14 protein-coding genes and 1 tRNA gene are annotated in these 15959 nt (G+C 40.0%); 7 read left to right on the forward strand and 8 right to left on the reverse strand.

The features are described 5' to 3' along the window. Nucleotides 1-2: 2 nt before the first annotated feature. Entirely contained in the window at nucleotides 3-1541 is a 1539-nt protein-coding gene (locus BDD43_RS06420) for a YifB family Mg chelatase-like AAA ATPase (protein ID WP_121201899.1), read from the reverse strand. Between the two features lie 313 nt (nucleotides 1542-1854). Here BDD43_RS06420 and BDD43_RS06425 point away from each other — a divergent pair, with 313 nt between their 5' ends. Beyond that, entirely contained in the window at nucleotides 1855-2220 is a 366-nt protein-coding gene (locus tag BDD43_RS06425; protein ID WP_121196899.1) for a hypothetical protein, read from the forward strand. Nucleotides 2221-2363: 143 nt separating this feature from the next. Here BDD43_RS06425 and BDD43_RS30770 read toward each other — a convergent pair whose 3' ends face one another. Together BDD43_RS30770 and BDD43_RS06435 are read right to left on the reverse strand one after the other, a co-directional pair. Beyond that, complete coding sequence (locus BDD43_RS30770) at nucleotides 2364-4844, reverse strand: TonB-dependent receptor (RefSeq protein WP_121196900.1); 2481 nt, start codon at nucleotides 4842-4844, stop codon at nucleotides 2364-2366. A gap of 84 nt (nucleotides 4845-4928) precedes the next feature. Continuing rightward, the gene (locus BDD43_RS06435) at nucleotides 4929-5252 is read right to left on the reverse strand and encodes a hypothetical protein (RefSeq protein ID WP_121196901.1); all 324 of its coding nucleotides are present in this window, start codon (nucleotides 5250-5252) and stop codon (nucleotides 4929-4931) included. Nucleotides 5253-5480: 228 nt separating this feature from the next. Between BDD43_RS06435 and BDD43_RS06440 the strand changes: the two genes are divergently transcribed. Both BDD43_RS06440 and BDD43_RS06445 read left to right on the forward strand, forming a co-directional pair. Continuing rightward, entirely contained in the window at nucleotides 5481-5822 is a 342-nt protein-coding gene (locus BDD43_RS06440) for a hypothetical protein (RefSeq protein WP_121201900.1), read from the forward strand. Between the two features lie 10 nt (nucleotides 5823-5832). Further along, on the forward strand, nucleotides 5833-6540 hold the full coding sequence (locus tag BDD43_RS06445; RefSeq protein ID WP_121196902.1) for a peptidylprolyl isomerase: 708 nt from the start codon (nucleotides 5833-5835) through the stop codon (nucleotides 6538-6540). Here the strand turns inward: BDD43_RS06445 and thiL are convergent. Together thiL and nadA are read right to left on the reverse strand one after the other, a co-directional pair. Further along, nucleotides 6530-7570 carry a thiamine-phosphate kinase gene (gene thiL, locus BDD43_RS06450; RefSeq protein WP_121196903.1) on the reverse strand — a complete coding sequence of 347 codons (1041 nt, stop codon included), beginning with the start codon at nucleotides 7568-7570 and terminating at the stop codon, nucleotides 6530-6532. The two genes, BDD43_RS06445 and thiL, sit on opposite strands and share 11 nt — an antisense overlap. Before the next feature lie 396 nt (nucleotides 7571-7966). Further along, nucleotides 7967-8959 (reverse strand): quinolinate synthase NadA, encoded by a 993-nt coding sequence (gene nadA / locus BDD43_RS06455; protein WP_211339661.1) that lies wholly within the window; start codon nucleotides 8957-8959, stop codon nucleotides 7967-7969. A gap of 406 nt (nucleotides 8960-9365) precedes the next feature. On the opposite strand from nadA, the gene nadB reads away from it, so the two are divergent. Genes nadB through BDD43_RS06470 form a run of 3 tightly spaced genes read left to right on the forward strand, consistent with a single transcriptional unit; the run spans nucleotide 9366 to nucleotide 11648 of the window. Beyond that, nucleotides 9366-10961: an L-aspartate oxidase gene (gene nadB, locus BDD43_RS06460; protein WP_121196904.1), complete on the forward strand. Its 1596-nt coding sequence runs from the start codon at nucleotides 9366-9368 to the stop codon at nucleotides 10959-10961. 55 nt (nucleotides 10962-11016) lie between these two features. Beyond that, on the forward strand, nucleotides 11017-11253 hold the full coding sequence (locus tag BDD43_RS06465; protein ID WP_246001480.1) for a type II toxin-antitoxin system Phd/YefM family antitoxin: 237 nt from the start codon (nucleotides 11017-11019) through the stop codon (nucleotides 11251-11253). Then, the gene (locus BDD43_RS06470; protein WP_121196905.1) at nucleotides 11250-11648 is read left to right on the forward strand and encodes a type II toxin-antitoxin system VapC family toxin; all 399 of its coding nucleotides are present in this window, start codon (nucleotides 11250-11252) and stop codon (nucleotides 11646-11648) included. Before BDD43_RS06465 ends, BDD43_RS06470 begins: the two co-directional genes overlap by 4 nt. Before the next feature lie 4 nt (nucleotides 11649-11652). Here BDD43_RS06470 and BDD43_RS06475 read toward each other — a convergent pair. Then, nucleotides 11653-11725 (reverse strand) — tRNA-Gly (locus tag BDD43_RS06475). Nucleotides 11726-11761: 36 nt separating this feature from the next. On the opposite strand from BDD43_RS06475, the gene BDD43_RS06480 reads away from it, so the two are divergent. Continuing rightward, nucleotides 11762-12277, forward strand: coding sequence for a gamma carbonic anhydrase family protein (locus BDD43_RS06480; RefSeq protein WP_121196906.1), 516 nt, complete (start codon nucleotides 11762-11764; stop codon nucleotides 12275-12277). On the opposite strand, the gene BDD43_RS06485 is transcribed toward BDD43_RS06480, so the two are convergent. Both BDD43_RS06485 and mnmG read right to left on the reverse strand, forming a co-directional pair. Continuing rightward, on the reverse strand, nucleotides 12264-13907 hold the full coding sequence (locus tag BDD43_RS06485) for an Ig-like domain-containing protein (RefSeq protein ID WP_121196907.1): 1644 nt from the start codon (nucleotides 13905-13907) through the stop codon (nucleotides 12264-12266). The genes BDD43_RS06480 and BDD43_RS06485 overlap by 14 nt on opposite strands. A gap of 113 nt (nucleotides 13908-14020) precedes the next feature. Further along, the gene (gene mnmG, locus BDD43_RS06490) at nucleotides 14021-15883 is read right to left on the reverse strand and encodes a tRNA uridine-5-carboxymethylaminomethyl(34) synthesis enzyme MnmG (RefSeq protein ID WP_121196908.1); all 1863 of its coding nucleotides are present in this window, start codon (nucleotides 15881-15883) and stop codon (nucleotides 14021-14023) included. Between the last annotated feature and the right edge of the window lie 76 nt (nucleotides 15884-15959).

Raw genomic sequence — 15959 nt, forward strand, 5'->3', positions numbered from 1 at the left:
CTTCATCCCGCCCAATTTTCCCTGTCCAAACTTCGGTAGTGTATTGCCTCGGCTAAATGCTCCATTCCAATATTTTCGCTCCCGGCTAAATCGGCAATAGTACGCGACACCTTTAAAATACGGTCGTAGGCCCGGGCACTTAGGCCAAGTTTTTCCATTGCTTTTTTCAGCAATAGTTGTCCGGCGTTATCAATTTTGCATAGTTCGCGCACCATTTGGGTGCTCATTTGCGCATTGCTGTGCATGCCGGGTTGTTTACCAAAACGGGCTATTTGTATTTCGCGGGCCTGTATTACGCGTTCGCGAATGTCGCCGCTTTTTTCGGCGGCCCTGTCTGACGATAGTTCGGTAAAATTAACCGGCGTAACTTCCACATGCAGGTCTATCCTGTCTAACAACGGACCCGAAATTTTGCTCAAATACTTTTGCACTACACCCGGCGGACAAATACACTCCTTTTCGGGATGATTGTAATAGCCGCAAGGGCAGGGGTTCATGCTGGCTATCAGCATAAAACTCGATGGATAATCAACCGATAACCTGGCGCGCGAAATGGTAACCCTGCGTTCTTCCAAAGGTTGGCGCATTACTTCCAGCACGGTACGTTTAAACTCGGGCAATTCATCCAAAAACAAAACACCGTTATGCGCCAGCGAAATTTCGCCGGGCTGCGGGTTGGTGCCGCCGCCAACCAAAGCCACATCGCTAATAGTATGGTGCGGAGAGCGGAAGGGCCTCACGGTAACCAAGGCATCGGTAGCAGCAAGTTTCCCCGCAACCGAGTGTATTTTAGTCGTCTCTAACGATTCCTGCAAACTCAACGGCGGTAATATTGATGGCAGCCTGCGTGCCAGCATGGTTTTACCTGCCCCGGGTGGCCCTATCAATATCACATTATGGCCGCCTGCGGCCGCAATTTCTAACGCACGTTTAATATTTTCCTGGCCGCGTACTTCGCTAAAATCACTATCGTAATTGTTAATGCTATTGTAAAACTCTTCGCGGGTGTTTACTATCTCGCGTTTTAAATCAATTGTGCCATTAAAAAAGCCAACAACATCGGTAATACTTTGTGCGCCGTAAACTTCAAGATCGGTAACAATGGCGGCTTCGCGGGCATTTTGCTTGGGGAGTATAAAACCTTTAAAGCCCTCTTTGCGGGCCTGTATGGCAATAGGCAAGGCACCCTTAATAGGTTGCAAACCGCCATCAAGCGAAAGTTCGCCCATAATAATATACTTGTCGAGTTCCTGCGGTTCAATTTGGTTTGATGCCGCCATAATACCTGTGGCAATGGTGAGGTCGTAAGCCGAACCTTCCTTGCGTATATCCGCCGGAGCCATATTCACCACAATTTGCTGGCGAGGCATACGGTAATTACAGTTTTTAAGTACCGATTCTATCCGGAAATAGCTTTCCTTTATTGCATTGTCTGGCAGGCCAACTATAAAATATTTGGTGCCGGCAGCAATATTAACTTCAACGGTAATGGTGGTAGCCTCTATGCCGTAAACGGCGCTGCCAAATGTTTTAACTAACACAAATTTTTTAAATTGACTGTTAGCCGGAAAGATACTGGATTTATATAACATGGCAAAAGCCAATTAGCAATACGCCTAAAGCCTCAAATTTCACAGCAAATCAACTTATCCATCGGCGCGGGAAGGTGAAATTTTTAGCTAACTTTTTGTGGGTTAAATACAATTAACACCTCTTTTATCAACGTTACCGTTTGCATTGGCTAAGCCTGTTTGGATAACTTGTTTAGTTTATCACCAACATATTACGCTCAATTATTAGGTGTTTTGCCGTAAATGCTGTTACTTTATGTTAAACACATATCAGTAGCACCTCATGAAAAAATTAGCATTTATATTATTAATAGGTTTTGCCTCGGTAAAAACTTATGCCCAAACCACTATTGACGCTAAAGACGCTGCTAAACACATCGGCGAAAGCGTTACCATTAACGATAAAATATACGGCGGTAAATTTTTAGCCGGCCCGGGCTTAACCCTGTTGGACATTGGCGGCGCGCACCCTAACGAAACACTTGTGCTTTTAATTAAAGGCGACGACCGCAAAAAATTTACCGGCAATCCCGAAGATACCTTTAAAGGCAAAGCAGTAACCGTTACCGGAACCATAATTGATTACAAAGGCAAACCCGAAATTGTTATTACCGAAACAACCCAAATAAAGCTAAACGAAGCAAAATAATTTAAAGGAAGTATGTTAAAACAAGAAACCCGGCTCGATGGCCGGGTTTCTTGTTTTATTTTAAATACATTGATTCAAAAAATCCGAAATCGAAATTCCAAGATCCGAAATCAATAAAGTTCCCCCTTCAGGGGGTTAGGGGGCTACAAATCAAACGGTACTACAACTTTAAAGCTAATGTTGCGGCCCATGTTAAAAATACCCGGAGCTACACCTGGTCCGGCGCCGTTGGGGTTGTCAAAATATTTTAACCTACTCATGTTCGATTGATAATTAACATTGGCCAGGTTGGTACCTTCTAAAAACAGTTCCACTACTTTTTTTCCCGCGGCATTTACAATATTGCTGCCAATACCTGCGCTTAACAGGTTATATCCGGCTGTATACGTTTCGGTACCATATGCCGCGAAAAAGTGGTTTTGGGCACTAAAATGGTCAAAACCTACAAAAGCATATACCTTTTTAAACACGCCAAAACCCTTATCAAAATTTCCGCGCAACTCGCTATGGGTGTGCAATGGCGGTATAAACGGTAAATATTTTAAGCTATCGGGCACAGTACCACCCGTGCCTTTGTTTTGGCCGTAAGTTAAACTCATGGCGTTTTGAAAGTGCAGCCATTTTACCGGGTGAATATCTAAATTTAATTCGCCGCCGTAAATTTGGGCTTTGCTTTGTACATAGCTAAAGGTATTATAGCCATTGGTAATTACCGGCGAACCGTCGGGGTTTAACAATTGCTCCTGAAATATATAGTTTGATATATCATTGTTAAAAAGCTCGGCACTGGCGGTAACTTCGGGCAGGGTTAAAAAAGCACCAATATCTTCCTGTAAGCTAAACTCGGGCACAAAGTTTTTGTTACCGGTATGGTAAATCTGCGAGCCGGGGTCGGCACCATTAGCCGAAAGTTCGGCAATACTTGGTGCTCTAAAGCCACGTGCTATATTACCCTTTATTAAAAACTGGTTTGATACGTTGTAGGTTGCTCCAAAACTTCCCGAAAAACCTGTAAAGGTTTTGCTTAAAGCATCAAACTGCTTATCAACGTTAGGTGCTGTGGTTGGGTTGCTGCCCGTGTAAAGCGACGGAAAGGTTGGATTGGTGTTATCAACATAAGCTGCCTCGCCGGTAAACGACCGGCTATCAAACCTGCCGCCAGTTGATACATCCAGTTTTCCAAAACTCTTTTTAATAAAAAAGAACGGCCCGATGTCAAATTGGTGGTAATTAGGTATCGGGAAATCGGTACCTGCGCCCAGCGTATTTTTTTGATACATACCATTTAAACCGAACGACGATTCATAGTCATGCGCGAACGTAAAATTATACTTCACATCGTAAGTATAAGTATCAAGGTTTAAATTTAAGCCCGGTACATCGGTAGCTGTAGGGTGCGTAAACTCGCGGCGGTGACTTTTTTGATAACCAAGGTTTACATTTAAACTGTTATTATCGCCAAAAATAAAGCTGCTGTTATTGTAAATACGATACAATTGCACCCGCTGATACAATGGCGAAATGCTATAAGAATTCAATTCGGACGAAGATACGATGGGCCTGTAAGAATCGTCTTCGGTTACTTGTTTAGTAAACTGGCGTGAAATAGAATCGCGGCTGCCATCCGGAATTTCCTGCTTATCATCAAAAACAGAAGCATTAAAGTACGAGTATCCCCACGATTTATTTAGGCCTAACATTACCCTTGCATCTTTTTCCTGGTAAGCGGTATTATAAACCCTGCCATCATGCTGATTTTGATAATCTTTGGCGCCCTTTGCCGATACCACCGTGCCCCAAACCAAACCATTTTGGTTTCCTTGCAGCCTGAACGATCCGTTATACAAACCATTGTTTGTACCATACAACCCTTGTACCGATCCTAAAATTTTTCCTTCGGCAACCGGAGCAGGCGAAATCATGTTCACAACCCCGCCAATAGCGTCCGAACCGTAGGTTAAACTGGCGGGGCCTTTTATTACTTCTATCCGGTCAACCGCGTTTTGGTCAACTTCTACACCATGTTCATCTCCCCATTGCTGGCCTTCCTGCCTAATGCCGTCTACCGATGTAATAACCCGGTTATATCCCAAACCATGAATAAACGGTTTAGAAACATTTGGCCCGGTGGTTACGGCACTCACACCTGGTAAATTGGCAATCTGATCTATCACGTTACCTGCGCCGGCATGTTCGTCAAGCGCTTGCTTACTTACAGCCACTATGGGTATAGGGCTCTTTTTTAATTCCGTAGCCCTTGCCACGCCGGTAATTACTACTTCCCCCGTTTCGATTGACGACATTTGCATCTGGAAATTAAGCGTGGTAGTTTTAGTAAAATCAACCTTTTGGTTAATGGTTGCATAACCTATATAACGTACCTGTACCAAAAATATACCCTTGGGTACGTGGTTTAAAATATATTTTCCATCATTATTGGTAGTAGTACCGTTTTTTAAATCGGGAATGGTTACCGTTACGCCAATTAATGGCGAACCATCTGTTTTATCGGTTACTATGCCGGTTAAAGTACCACTTTCCGGAGGATCTGTTAATATTTTGGCTGATACCGTTGTATATACAAACGCGCAAATTAGCGAACTAATAAATATTTTAAATTTCATGATAACATGTTGAATTGAATAAAAAGCCTCATTCGTCGCGAATAAAAAGCCGACGAAAATTAAATACAATAAAATTTTACAGTATTAGGCAGTGGGAGGGGAGCGGCCCGCCGAAAGAATTAACGCGATGCCTTTGTAATTGTGCTGCTTGGTATAAATAGTTTCGCAAATGGTAACAACCGGGTTTAATACCGATGTACCCAAAATAGCCATTTGCGTATGGTGCATCATATCGCATATACTACAGCTATCGGTAACGGTTTGCGCGGGTTGAGGAACTTTTACCGAATTTACAGATGACGACCTGTAACGGTTAAAATGCTGGTGCGAATAAACCATAGTTTGCCCCGCTATAAAGCAGACTAACACCAGCCAGGCAAAACGGATATGATTTTTATTTCTATTCATTTATAACGCTGCTAACGTTTAAAACCGCATAATATGCTACAATTACTTAACTTGGGTTGTTATTTTTAACTAAAAACCACATTTACTGCAACATTAGCAACAAACATAACATTTATTTTTAAATTTCATTTTTAGTGTTTGCTCACCGAAGTAACATTATTGTGATTTTAAAAAATGATGGCATTAGTTTTACAAACAGATGCACCTACATTAAAGTATATTTGCCAAATGAAGCCTGCCGAAGTAAATATAAAATGGACCGAACTCCAAAACCGCATTGCCCAAGATTTTGATACCGATATACCGGATATTAAGGTTATGCTATTTTTAATCGGCGTGCAAGAATTGGGCCAGGGGCCCAAAAAATTTTCGAAACGGCAGAAGGAAGAGTTGATGCACATAGCCAACTGCAAATTATTTAGCAAGTTAGGCTTTTACGAGTTGGAAGGCTTAGACCAGGACGGATGGCCGCATTGGAAAGTTGTAACCGCTATACCAAATTACACCCTGCTTGAGCAAGAAATGATAATCAAATCGCTCATAATTGATTATTTCGACGAAGTTTTATAACTTCATTTTCATGAAGAAGTTTTTTACCCTCGTCCTTGCCTTATTTACATTTTCGTGCATATTTGCCAAAGCGCCAAAAAACCAATATGTACGTATAAAAACCAGCTACGGGCAGTGCATTATCCGCTTATACAACGAAACACCAAAACACCGCGATAATTTTATTAAACTTATAAAAAGTAAAGTTTTAGATAGTACGCTGTTTCACCGTATTATCCAAAATTTCATGATACAGGGCGGCGATATCGATTCAAAAAATGCCAAACCTGGTATAGAGTTAGGCAATGGCGGCTTAAAATATACCGTTGATGCCGAATTTAATGATAGCCTTTATCATAAACGCGGAGTATTGGCGGCAGCCCGCGAAAGCGATGATGTTAACCCCAAAAAGGCTTCCGCCAGCACACAATTTTATATTGTAGAAGGCAAACGTTACACCGATGCCGAAATGGACAAGTTGGAAGCCGGGCGCTTAAAAGGTCATAAAATACCCGCTTCACACCGCTCTGTTTACCGTACCGTTGGCGGAACGCCACAATTAGATAACGCTTACACCGTTTTTGGAGAAGTAGTATTGGGCATTGATATGGTTGATTTAATAGCCGCACTCCCTAAAGACAGCCACGACAGACCCTTAATAAACGTACCCATCACCATACAACTACTAAAAAAACGCGAGTGTAAACAGTTAGATAAATTGCTGGGTATTAACCCTTAAAAGCATTCCAACCCTGCGCCTTTAACTCATGCGAATTACCGCTCTTAGTAATCAGGTTGCAACCTGCCGAAACTTCGGTAATGTGGCCAATTACACTAATATCACTGTTAAATTTAATTTTATCGTAATCGGCCTGTTTAATAGTGAAAAGCAATTCATAATCTTCACCACCACTTAATGCGCAAACTGTGGGGTCAAGGTTAAACTCACGGGCTGTATCAAAGGTCATCGGGTCAATAGGTATTTTTTCTTCATAAAGGTTACAACCTTTGTTGCTTTGTTTACAAATATGCAATACCTCGGATGCCAAACCATCGGATACATCTATCATGGAAGTAGGCACCACATTAACATCGCGCAATAATTCAACAATATCCCAGCGTGCTTCGGGCTTTAACTGGCGCTCAATAATATAATCCTTACCTTCCAAATCCGGCTGAATATTCGGATTTTCCAGATAAATTAATTTTTCGCGTTCTAACAATTGCAGGCCGGTATAAGCACCACCCAAATCGCCCGATACGCAAAGCAAATCACCTTCCTGGGCCGTGTTACGGTAAACAATGTCCTTTTCATCGGCATAGCCAATACTAGTTACACTAATTACCAAACCCTGTTTTGATGATGTGGTATCACCGCCAATTAAATCAATTTTATACTTTTCGCAGGCAAGCAGCATCCCGTCATACAATTCTTCCACAGCCTCTAACGGAAACTTGCTCGAAAATCCTAAAGAAACCGTTACCTGTGTTGCCGTACCGTTCATGGCGTAAATATCGCTCAGGTTTACCTGTATAGCTTTATAACCCAAATGCTTTAGCGGGCAGTACGATAAATCAAAATGGATGCCTTCCAGCAACATATCTGTAGATATCAGTACTTTTTTATCCTTAAAATCTAAAACAGCCGCATCATCACCTGCTCCCTTTAGGGTAGTTGGCTGCGTTAGTTTAATATTTTTGGTTAAATGGTCTATCAAACCAAATTCGCCTAAATGTGCTATCTCTGTTTTTTCCTTATTATCAAACATATACCGTTGATTTTAAAATGTGATTAGTATGATTTCGTTGATTAAATCAAACTGATCTTGTGTATTAAATTATATATTTCGCAAATCAAAAAATCAGCGAAATCAAAAAAAATATTCGAAATCAGCGGTTACATATACCGTTGATTTTAAAATGTGATTAGTATGATTTCGTTGATTAAATCAAACTGATCTTGTGTATTAAATTATATATTTCGCAAATCAAAAAATCAGCGAAATCAAAAAAAATATTCGAAATCAGCGGTTACATATACCGTTGATTTTAAAATGTGATTAGTATGATTTCGTTGATTAAATCAAACTGATATTGTGTATTAAATTATATATTTCGCAAATCAAAAAATCAGCGAAATCAAAAAAATCATTCGAAATCAACGGTTACAGTCCCAATTGTGCTGATATTTCAAGCATCCGTTCAATTGGTTTCACCGCCCTTTCAATAATATCCATCGGAACAAAAATCTCCGGCGATTCATTTTTCATGCACAGGTAAAGCTTTTCCAATGTATTACGTTTCATGTGCGGGCAATCGTTACAAGCGCAATTGTTATTTGGTGGTGCAGGTATAAAAGTTTTTAACGGATTATCTTTTTGCATCTGATGCATAATGCCCGATTCCGTAGCAACTATAAATTCTTTAGCCGTGCTGTTGGTGCTGTACTTTAACAAACCGGTTGTAGAGCCTATGTAATCAGCCATTTCCAAAATCACATCCTCACATTCCGGGTGAGCCAAAAGCTTAGCATCCGGGTATCTCGATTTTAGCTTGGTTATCTTTTCTCTCGAAAATATTTCGTGTACCATGCAGGCGCCGTTCCATAAAACCAAGTCGCGCCCCGTTTTTTTAGCCACATAGGCACCCAGGTTTTTATCAGGGCCAAATATTATCTTTTGCTCCTTAGGCAAGCTTTCCACAATTTGTACCGCGTTGCTCGATGTGCAAACTATATCGCTTAAAGCCTTTAATTCGGCTGTGCAGTTTACATAGGTGATAACCAAATGGTTTGGGTATTGTTCCTTAAACTTTTTAAACAGGTGCGGCGGGCAACTATCAGCTAACGAGCATCCTGCCTTTAAATCGGGCAGTAAAACCTTTTTGTTTGGCGAAAGTATTTTTGCTGTTTCGGCCATAAAATGCACGCCGGCAAAAACAATAATGTCGGCGTCGGTTTTTGCCGCCTGTTGCGATAGGCCAAGGCTATCTCCAATATAATCGGCAATATCCTGTATATCAGGTTCCTGGTAATAGTGAGCTAAAACAACAGCATTTTTTTCTTTTTTTAACTTCTCTATTTCCTCAAACAGGTTAAGCGTCACATCTATTTCTTCGTCTATAAAACCCACTGTTTTCATTTCTTCAAATGTACCCATTATCAACGTTACAATAAATTACAATTAGTTTTTAAATAAATATACTATAGTTTATTAGTGTGTTAGTTTTGTTGGAAAGTTGTTTCTAAAATTTGCTAAAAAGTTGTTTGTAATTATTTATTAACATTTTATTAATATAAAATGTATTTTATCTGTTTGATTATCTGAACATTTTATTTGGCAAATAAATAATCAAAAACTTTTATGTTAATTATTTCTTGTGTTTAAAAATGTTAATTACCCTGTTTAAAAAGCTCATAATTCAACCACAAGTTTTCTACCAGTTATTGATTTTGGCCACTTATTAACTATTTTACTATTTATTGATTTTTTACCGACACAAAATTAACATCTTTATAAGGGTTATTAACACATTACTTATTTTTATACATTTTATTGATTTTATATGACCAGGAGTGTTGATTTCTTAGTTATTGGTTCGGGAATTGCCGGTTTAAGTTTCGCACTTAAAGCTGCAAAACATGGTAAGGTACTGATAGTTACAAAGAGTAACGAAGATGAATCTAACACCAAATACGCCCAGGGTGGTGTTGCAGTAGTTGTGGATAAAAAAGAGGATTCGTTTGAAAAACACATTGAAGACACTTTAATAGCCGGCGATGGTTTGTGCGACAGGGATGTTGTTGAAATAGTAGTTAAGGAAGGCCCGGAACGTATTCAGGAAATTATTGATTACGGAACCAATTTTGACAAAACAAATAAAGGTTATTATGACCTGGCTAAAGAAGGCGGCCACTCGGAGTTTAGGGTGCTACACTATAAAGATATAACTGGCTTCGAAATTGAACGTGCCCTGCTCGAACAAATACACCAAAACCCTAATATAGAAATACTTACGCATTATTTTGCTGTTGATTTAATAACCCAGCATCACCTGGGGCAATTTGTGGACAAATCATCTGCCGATATTACAGCGTATGGTATCTACGCATTTAACACCAATACCAATGCTGTCGAAAAAATATTATCAAAGGTAACCGTAATGGCTTCTGGTGGCGCAGGGCATATCTACAGTATTACAACAAACCCAACTATAGCAACCGGCGATGGTGTTGCTATGGTATACCGGGCTAAAGGAAAGGTTCGGAACATGGAGTTTATTCAGTTTCACCCCACGGCTTTACATAATCCTGGCGAATATCCTTCGTTCCTGATATCCGAGGCAGTTCGTGGTTTTGGAGGTGTGTTAAAACGCCGCAATGGCGAGGAGTTTATGCAGGAATATGATGCACGAAAATCACTTGCTCCGCGCGATATCGTGGCCCGAGCTATCGACTCCGAATTGAAAAAATCTGGCGAAGATTTTGTTTATCTCGATATTCGCCATCGTAGCAAGGCTGATATATTGGCACACTTCCCCAACATATATGCCAAGTGCCTTGATATTGGCATCGACATGACTAAAGACATGATACCTGTTTCGCCCGCTTGCCATTACATGTGTGGCGGGGTGATGGTTGATGAGGTTGGCAAATCGTCTATTTTGCGCTTATACGCTTGCGGCGAATGTTCATCTACGGGTTTGCACGGTGCTAACCGTTTGGCTTCCAATTCTTTATTAGAAGCTTTGGTGTTTGCGCATCGCATTTACGAGAATGCCATCAAACAGTTTGAAAGTAACCTGATTCCCGAAAACATCCCGGATTGGGACGAAAAAGGTGTACAACTTTTAAACGAGGATATATTAGTTACCCATAACATCCGCGAAATGCAAAAGGTTATGAACGATTATGTTGGCATCGTGCGGTCCGATTTTCGTTTGGAACGGGCCATGCGTCGTTTAGGTTTATTATACGAAGAAACCGAAGATTTCTACAAAAAAACAAAGCTATCGGTTAAGCTTTGCGAACTGCGTAATTTAATACAGGTATCCTATATTGTAATAAAATCGGCCATGATGCGTAAAGAGAGCAGAGGATTACATTATACTACCGATTATCCAGAACATTTACCGGTAGTTGAAGATACGGTGCTGAGATAATTTTTCTTGACAACTTGTCAAATAAAATTTATATTTGATTAAAGGATAAAGTATTATGAAAAGTATGACAGTTGGCGAGTTCAAAGCACATTTTTCTGATGTTATTGAACAAGTTAAAGCAGGTGAGCAGATAGAAGTAACCTATGGTAAACGAAAAGAGGTTATTGGATACTTTCAGCCAAATTTAACCGATTCTAAACCAAAGCGTAAGTTGGGTATATTAGAAGGCAAAGCTACCGCAATATTTATGGACGATTGGGAAATGACCGAAGAGGAGTTCTTAGGACTATGAATTATCTAATTGATACTCATGTATTAATTTGGGTAATTACAGATATAAGTAAATTACCCAAAAACGTGATAGCAAAGCTTGAGGATAACAATAATTCAGTTATTGTGAGTTCTATTAGTTTTTGGGAAATATCAATGAAACATTCTTTTGGCAAGTTAAAATTAAACGGTGTATTGCCGCAGCAGTTGCCAGATTTGGTTAAGGAAATGGGCTTTCTCACCGTTTCATTGGATGCTGAAGTCGCCGCATCTTATAATAATCTTATTCCAGGTTATCATAAAGATCCATTCGATAGAATGTTGATTTGGCAGGCAATTATAAATAATTATACTTTTATTTCTAACGATGCTATAATTAAACAATATACATCTGCCGGTTTAAAAGTATTGTGGTAAAGAGAGCGGGAAACGGGATTCGAACCCGCGGCCTTCAGTTTGGGAAACTGATGCTCTACCAACTGAGCTATTCCCGCGTTTGGTGATACTAAAGTATAAAATTTAAAAGAACAATGCCAGTAATACTTCCTGTAAAAGATAAAAGCCCAATTTTTGGCAACGATTGCTTTATTGCTCCAAATGCTACCATAGTTGGCGATGTTATTATGGGCCATAACTGCTCTGTTTGGTTTAACGCCGTTATACGTGGCGATGTTAATACCATCACCATAGGCAATAACACCAACATTCAGGATGGCGCTGTTATACACGCCACTTACCTGCGCGCTGCTACAACCATTGGCGATAATGTATCTATCGGCCATAACGCATTAGTACATGGCTGTAAGCTGCACAATAACGTACTGGTTGGCATGGGTGCCATAGTGATGGATCATGCCGATGTTCAGGAATTCGTTATCATTGGCGCTGGTTCTGTTGTGTTAGAAAACACCATATGCGAGTCAGGTTATATATATGCAGGTACGCCCGCAAAAAAAATAAAACCAATAACCAGTGAGCAGCGCGAAATGTTAATGCGATTGCCTAATAACTACATTATGTATTCCAGTTGGTTTAAGGAGATTTAGTTTCTTTAGGTATCACAACATCTTCGGTAATATCCCAATTGGCCCTTAAACTAACTTCCTTTTTAGATAGCCATATGTTTTCGGGCTGAGTTTTTAGTTTAACGCTTCCAGTGTCCCACTTACCATTGTGGTTGGTATCGTATATAACTTTAATGTGATATTTAGTTGTGTAATAATTATTGTAAACTAACTTTTCGCTTTTGGTGATTACATCGCTGCGTATCTCAACGTCCGAAGTATTTAGTAACTGCACAACATAATGTCCGGTATCAGGCACCGTAACATTTAAAATTAGCTTGCTATAATTTTCGGGTTTATCCAATTCAAATTTTTTAGGCAAGCGCGAGTTTTTATCACCATAAATATCAGCGAAGGTTCCCTCGTTAAATGCAAGGCTGTAAGTTTTATTTGGCCGCCATTTGTACTTGATTATAAATTTCTTCGAATCGGTTTCGTTCGGTATTAAATTAAAATCGGTTTCGTTAACTTCTACCGAATCTTCTGTTAAAGTTATACGCCCTTTATCAATTGATGCAATAGGGTAGTTAGCTTTAACCATTAAATCGGCACCGGGTTTTAATTTATCGTTTGGTGTATTATACTCAAGCGATATTTTTCGTTTGTAGGTATCTCTTTGGCTTCGGCGCAGCGTTATTGTATCCAGTGGTTTGCCATTGTTTAAAAATGAAACCTTGATCGAATCAAACTTCATCGTTTTTAAATAAATCGTCGCCGTATCGGCATTACGTCCAAATTCAACAATCTTTTGCGCGTCCAGGTCTGGGTCCTGTATTTTTACGCCCGGGTTTGGTATGCCTTTATTAAAAGTAAAAAACAATTTACCATCAGCATCTATCCGTCGTTCTAGCGGCCTAAGTTTATCGGGCATTTGTTTAAAAATTTGAAGGCGGATATTTGCCGTATCTCTATTTAAATGAATGATGTTTTTAGTAAAGCCTATCAGCTCATCATCGGCATCATAAATTTTATTATTGTTGGTTTCCTTTAATGCATAAATTTTATAGTCGCCGGTATGCAGGTTACTCATTTTAAAATTGCCGGCTGTATCGGTAGTTGCATAAATTGCCGGTTTCTTTTTACGGTAATAAACCGAATCGAGTTTGAGCGGGATAAGCATCACGGTAACATCTTTTTCTTTAGTTTGAGAAAGCGGGTTAACCACAACTCCCGAAACCGTTAACGAATCGATATGCGAACCGGTTGAAAAAACATAAGTGAAATTTTTTAAAACGTTTCCTTCGTTTACATCGGCAATAGCTTTACCAAAGTTTATTACATAGGTGGTATTTTTTTCAAGTGTGTCTTTAAGTTTTATGATTAAACTTTTTTGCCGCACACTATATTCAGGTGCTTTGGCCACATCCGGACTAATGGTGATTTCTTGGTAAATGCTGTTCAACTTAAAATATTCATCAAAATCTAGTTGAATAATTTTAGCATTGAAGTTACGGGTTGAGTTTGCCGGTGTAGCCTTCAATAATTTGGGCGGAGTCTTGTCTCGGGGTCCGCCAAGTGGTCGTTGAATGTTAGCACAGCCAAAAGCCACAAAAATGGCTATAATGAGTAGTAAATTTTGTAAAATTAAATTGCGTTTTGCGTTAAAGGTCATTTTTAGGCTTTATAAGACACTTTTATGTTTTGATAAATAACGGTATTAAAATTTTAAAATATTGGCTCTAATACAATATTTTATAAAACATTGAAAATCAAATATTTAAACAGCTATCTGCTCACGTGAACCATCAAAACCGAAATATCCGACGGCGACACACCCGAAATGCGTGAAGCTTGCCCTAAAGTGCGAGGTTTGATGCGCATTAATTTTTCGCGTGCCTCTTTTGACAGCGACACCAATTGATGATAATTGAATTCGGGATTGATTTCTTTGTCTTCCATTTTTTTCATGCGGTTAACAATGTCCATTTCTTTTTCAAAATAGCTCTCATATTTTATTTTAATCTCGGCCTGTTCAACGGTTTCATTATCGTAATTAGCGAGTATATCGTTTAACGATTGGTCAACTTTTCTTAGGTCGTTAAAGCCAACTTGTGGTCTGCCTATTAAGCTTACCATCTTTACATTTTGGTTTAGCGGGCTTGTACCTAACTCTTCCAAAAGCGAATTTACATCTACTGCGTCGATAGATTTATTCCTTACAAAATTTACTATCGTGTCCGAGTCGGCAATTTTCCTGTTTACCTTGTCCAGTCTTTCCTGGCTTATCAAACCCAATTCAAACCCAATTGGGCTCAGCCGGATGTCGGCATTGTCTTGTCTTAACAATAAGCGGTGTTCAGCTCTCGATGTAAACATGCGGTAAGGCTCTTCAGTTCCCTTCGTAACCAGGTCATCAATCAAAACACCGATGTACGATTCTGATCTTTTCATAATCAGTTCATGCTTATCGTGCACTTTTTGGTGTGCGTTTATACCTGCAATTAAGCCTTGCGATGCTGCTTCTTCGTACCCGGTTGTGCCGTTTATTTGCCCCGCAAAAAACAGGTTTGATATTAATTTAGTTTCTAAAGTTAAACCTAATTGAATAGGGGGGAAGTAGTCGTATTCTATAGCGTAACCGGGTCTAAACATTTTTACGTTTTCAAAGCCCGGTATTTGTGTAAGGGCTTTGTACTGTATATCCTCAGGTAACGATGTAGAAAAACCGTTAACATAAATTTCTACAGTATGCGCTCCTTCGGGTTCTACAAATATTTGATGCCTGTCGCGTTCGGCAAAACGGTTAATTTTGTCTTCAATAGATGGGCAATATCTCGGGCCTAATCCTTTAATACGGCCGGTAAACATAGGCGATTTTTCAAAGCCTTCCTTCAGTGTTTCGTGTACTTTGCCGTTAGTATAGGTAATCCAGCAGCAGCGTTGTTTGTCCATTAGCTTAACATCCGTGTACGAAAAACGTCCGCGCTTTTCATCGCCCCACTGTTCTTCCATCAACGAATAGTTTAACGATCGGCCATCCACCCTTGGCGGCGTACCCGTTTTCATTCGGCCAGCATCAAACCCCAGGGTAACCAATTGCTCTGTTAAACCTGTTGCTGCCCGTTCGGCAGTACGGCCTCCACCAAACTTTTTCTCGCCAATATGTATTACTCCATTTAAAAAAGTACCGTTGGTAAGTACTACTGCATCGCTTTCTATCTCTATCCCTAAGGCAGTTTTAACACCGCAAACGGTATTGCCTTTAATTAAAAGCGAACTCACCATATCCTGAAATAGGTCAACATTTGGTGTTCTTTCTAATGCTAAACGCCATTCTTCGGCAAATCGCATCCTGTCGTTTTGGGTGCGTGGGCTCCACATGGCGGGGCCTTTACTTAAGTTAAGCATCCTGAATTGGATACTTGTTTTATCGGATATTATGCCCGAATATCCACCTAAGGCGTCAATCTCCCGCACAATTTGCCCTTTTGCAACGCCGCCCATAGCGGGGTTACAGCTCATTTGTGCAATGGTGCCCATGTTCATGGTAACAAGCAATACGCTCGATCCCAGGTTTGCCGCTGCCGCCGCTGCTTCGCAACCGGCATGGCCCGCACCAACTACAATAACATTATATTTTTTAAACATCTTTTATTGCATGTTCCACGTGGAACATTTTAATAAGTTAAATAATTATTCAATCAATGTTCCACGTGGAACATTG

The organism is Mucilaginibacter gracilis (genome assembly GCF_003633615.1).
Taxonomy (GTDB): domain Bacteria; phylum Bacteroidota; class Bacteroidia; order Sphingobacteriales; family Sphingobacteriaceae; genus Mucilaginibacter; species Mucilaginibacter gracilis.

Bases quoted from the DNA above. Each gene is read 5' to 3' on its own strand.
- nadB (WP_121196904.1), top strand. From the start codon at position 9,366: ATGACCAGGAGTGTTGATTTCTTAGTTATTGGTTCGGGAATTGCCGGT.
- BDD43_RS06445 (WP_121196902.1), top strand. From the start codon at position 5,833: ATGAAGAAGTTTTTTACCCTCGTCCTTGCCTTATTTACATTTTCGTGC.
- BDD43_RS06485 (WP_121196907.1), bottom strand. From the start codon at position 13,907: ATGACCTTTAACGCAAAACGCAATTTAATTTTACAAAATTTACTACTC.
- thiL (WP_121196903.1), bottom strand. From the start codon at position 7,570: ATGTTTGATAATAAGGAAAAAACAGAGATAGCACATTTAGGCGAATTT.
- BDD43_RS30770 (WP_121196900.1), bottom strand. From the start codon at position 4,844: ATGAAATTTAAAATATTTATTAGTTCGCTAATTTGCGCGTTTGTATAT.
- BDD43_RS06425 (WP_121196899.1), top strand. From the start codon at position 1,855: ATGAAAAAATTAGCATTTATATTATTAATAGGTTTTGCCTCGGTAAAA.
- BDD43_RS06480 (WP_121196906.1), top strand. From the start codon at position 11,762: ATGCCAGTAATACTTCCTGTAAAAGATAAAAGCCCAATTTTTGGCAAC.
- mnmG (WP_121196908.1), bottom strand. From the start codon at position 15,883: ATGTTTAAAAAATATAATGTTATTGTAGTTGGTGCGGGCCATGCCGGT.
- BDD43_RS06435 (WP_121196901.1), bottom strand. From the start codon at position 5,252: ATGAATAGAAATAAAAATCATATCCGTTTTGCCTGGCTGGTGTTAGTC.
- BDD43_RS06465 (WP_246001480.1), top strand. From the start codon at position 11,017: ATGAAAAGTATGACAGTTGGCGAGTTCAAAGCACATTTTTCTGATGTT.
- BDD43_RS06440 (WP_121201900.1), top strand. From the start codon at position 5,481: ATGAAGCCTGCCGAAGTAAATATAAAATGGACCGAACTCCAAAACCGC.
- BDD43_RS06470 (WP_121196905.1), top strand. From the start codon at position 11,250: ATGAATTATCTAATTGATACTCATGTATTAATTTGGGTAATTACAGAT.
- nadA (WP_211339661.1), bottom strand. From the start codon at position 8,959: ATGGGTACATTTGAAGAAATGAAAACAGTGGGTTTTATAGACGAAGAA.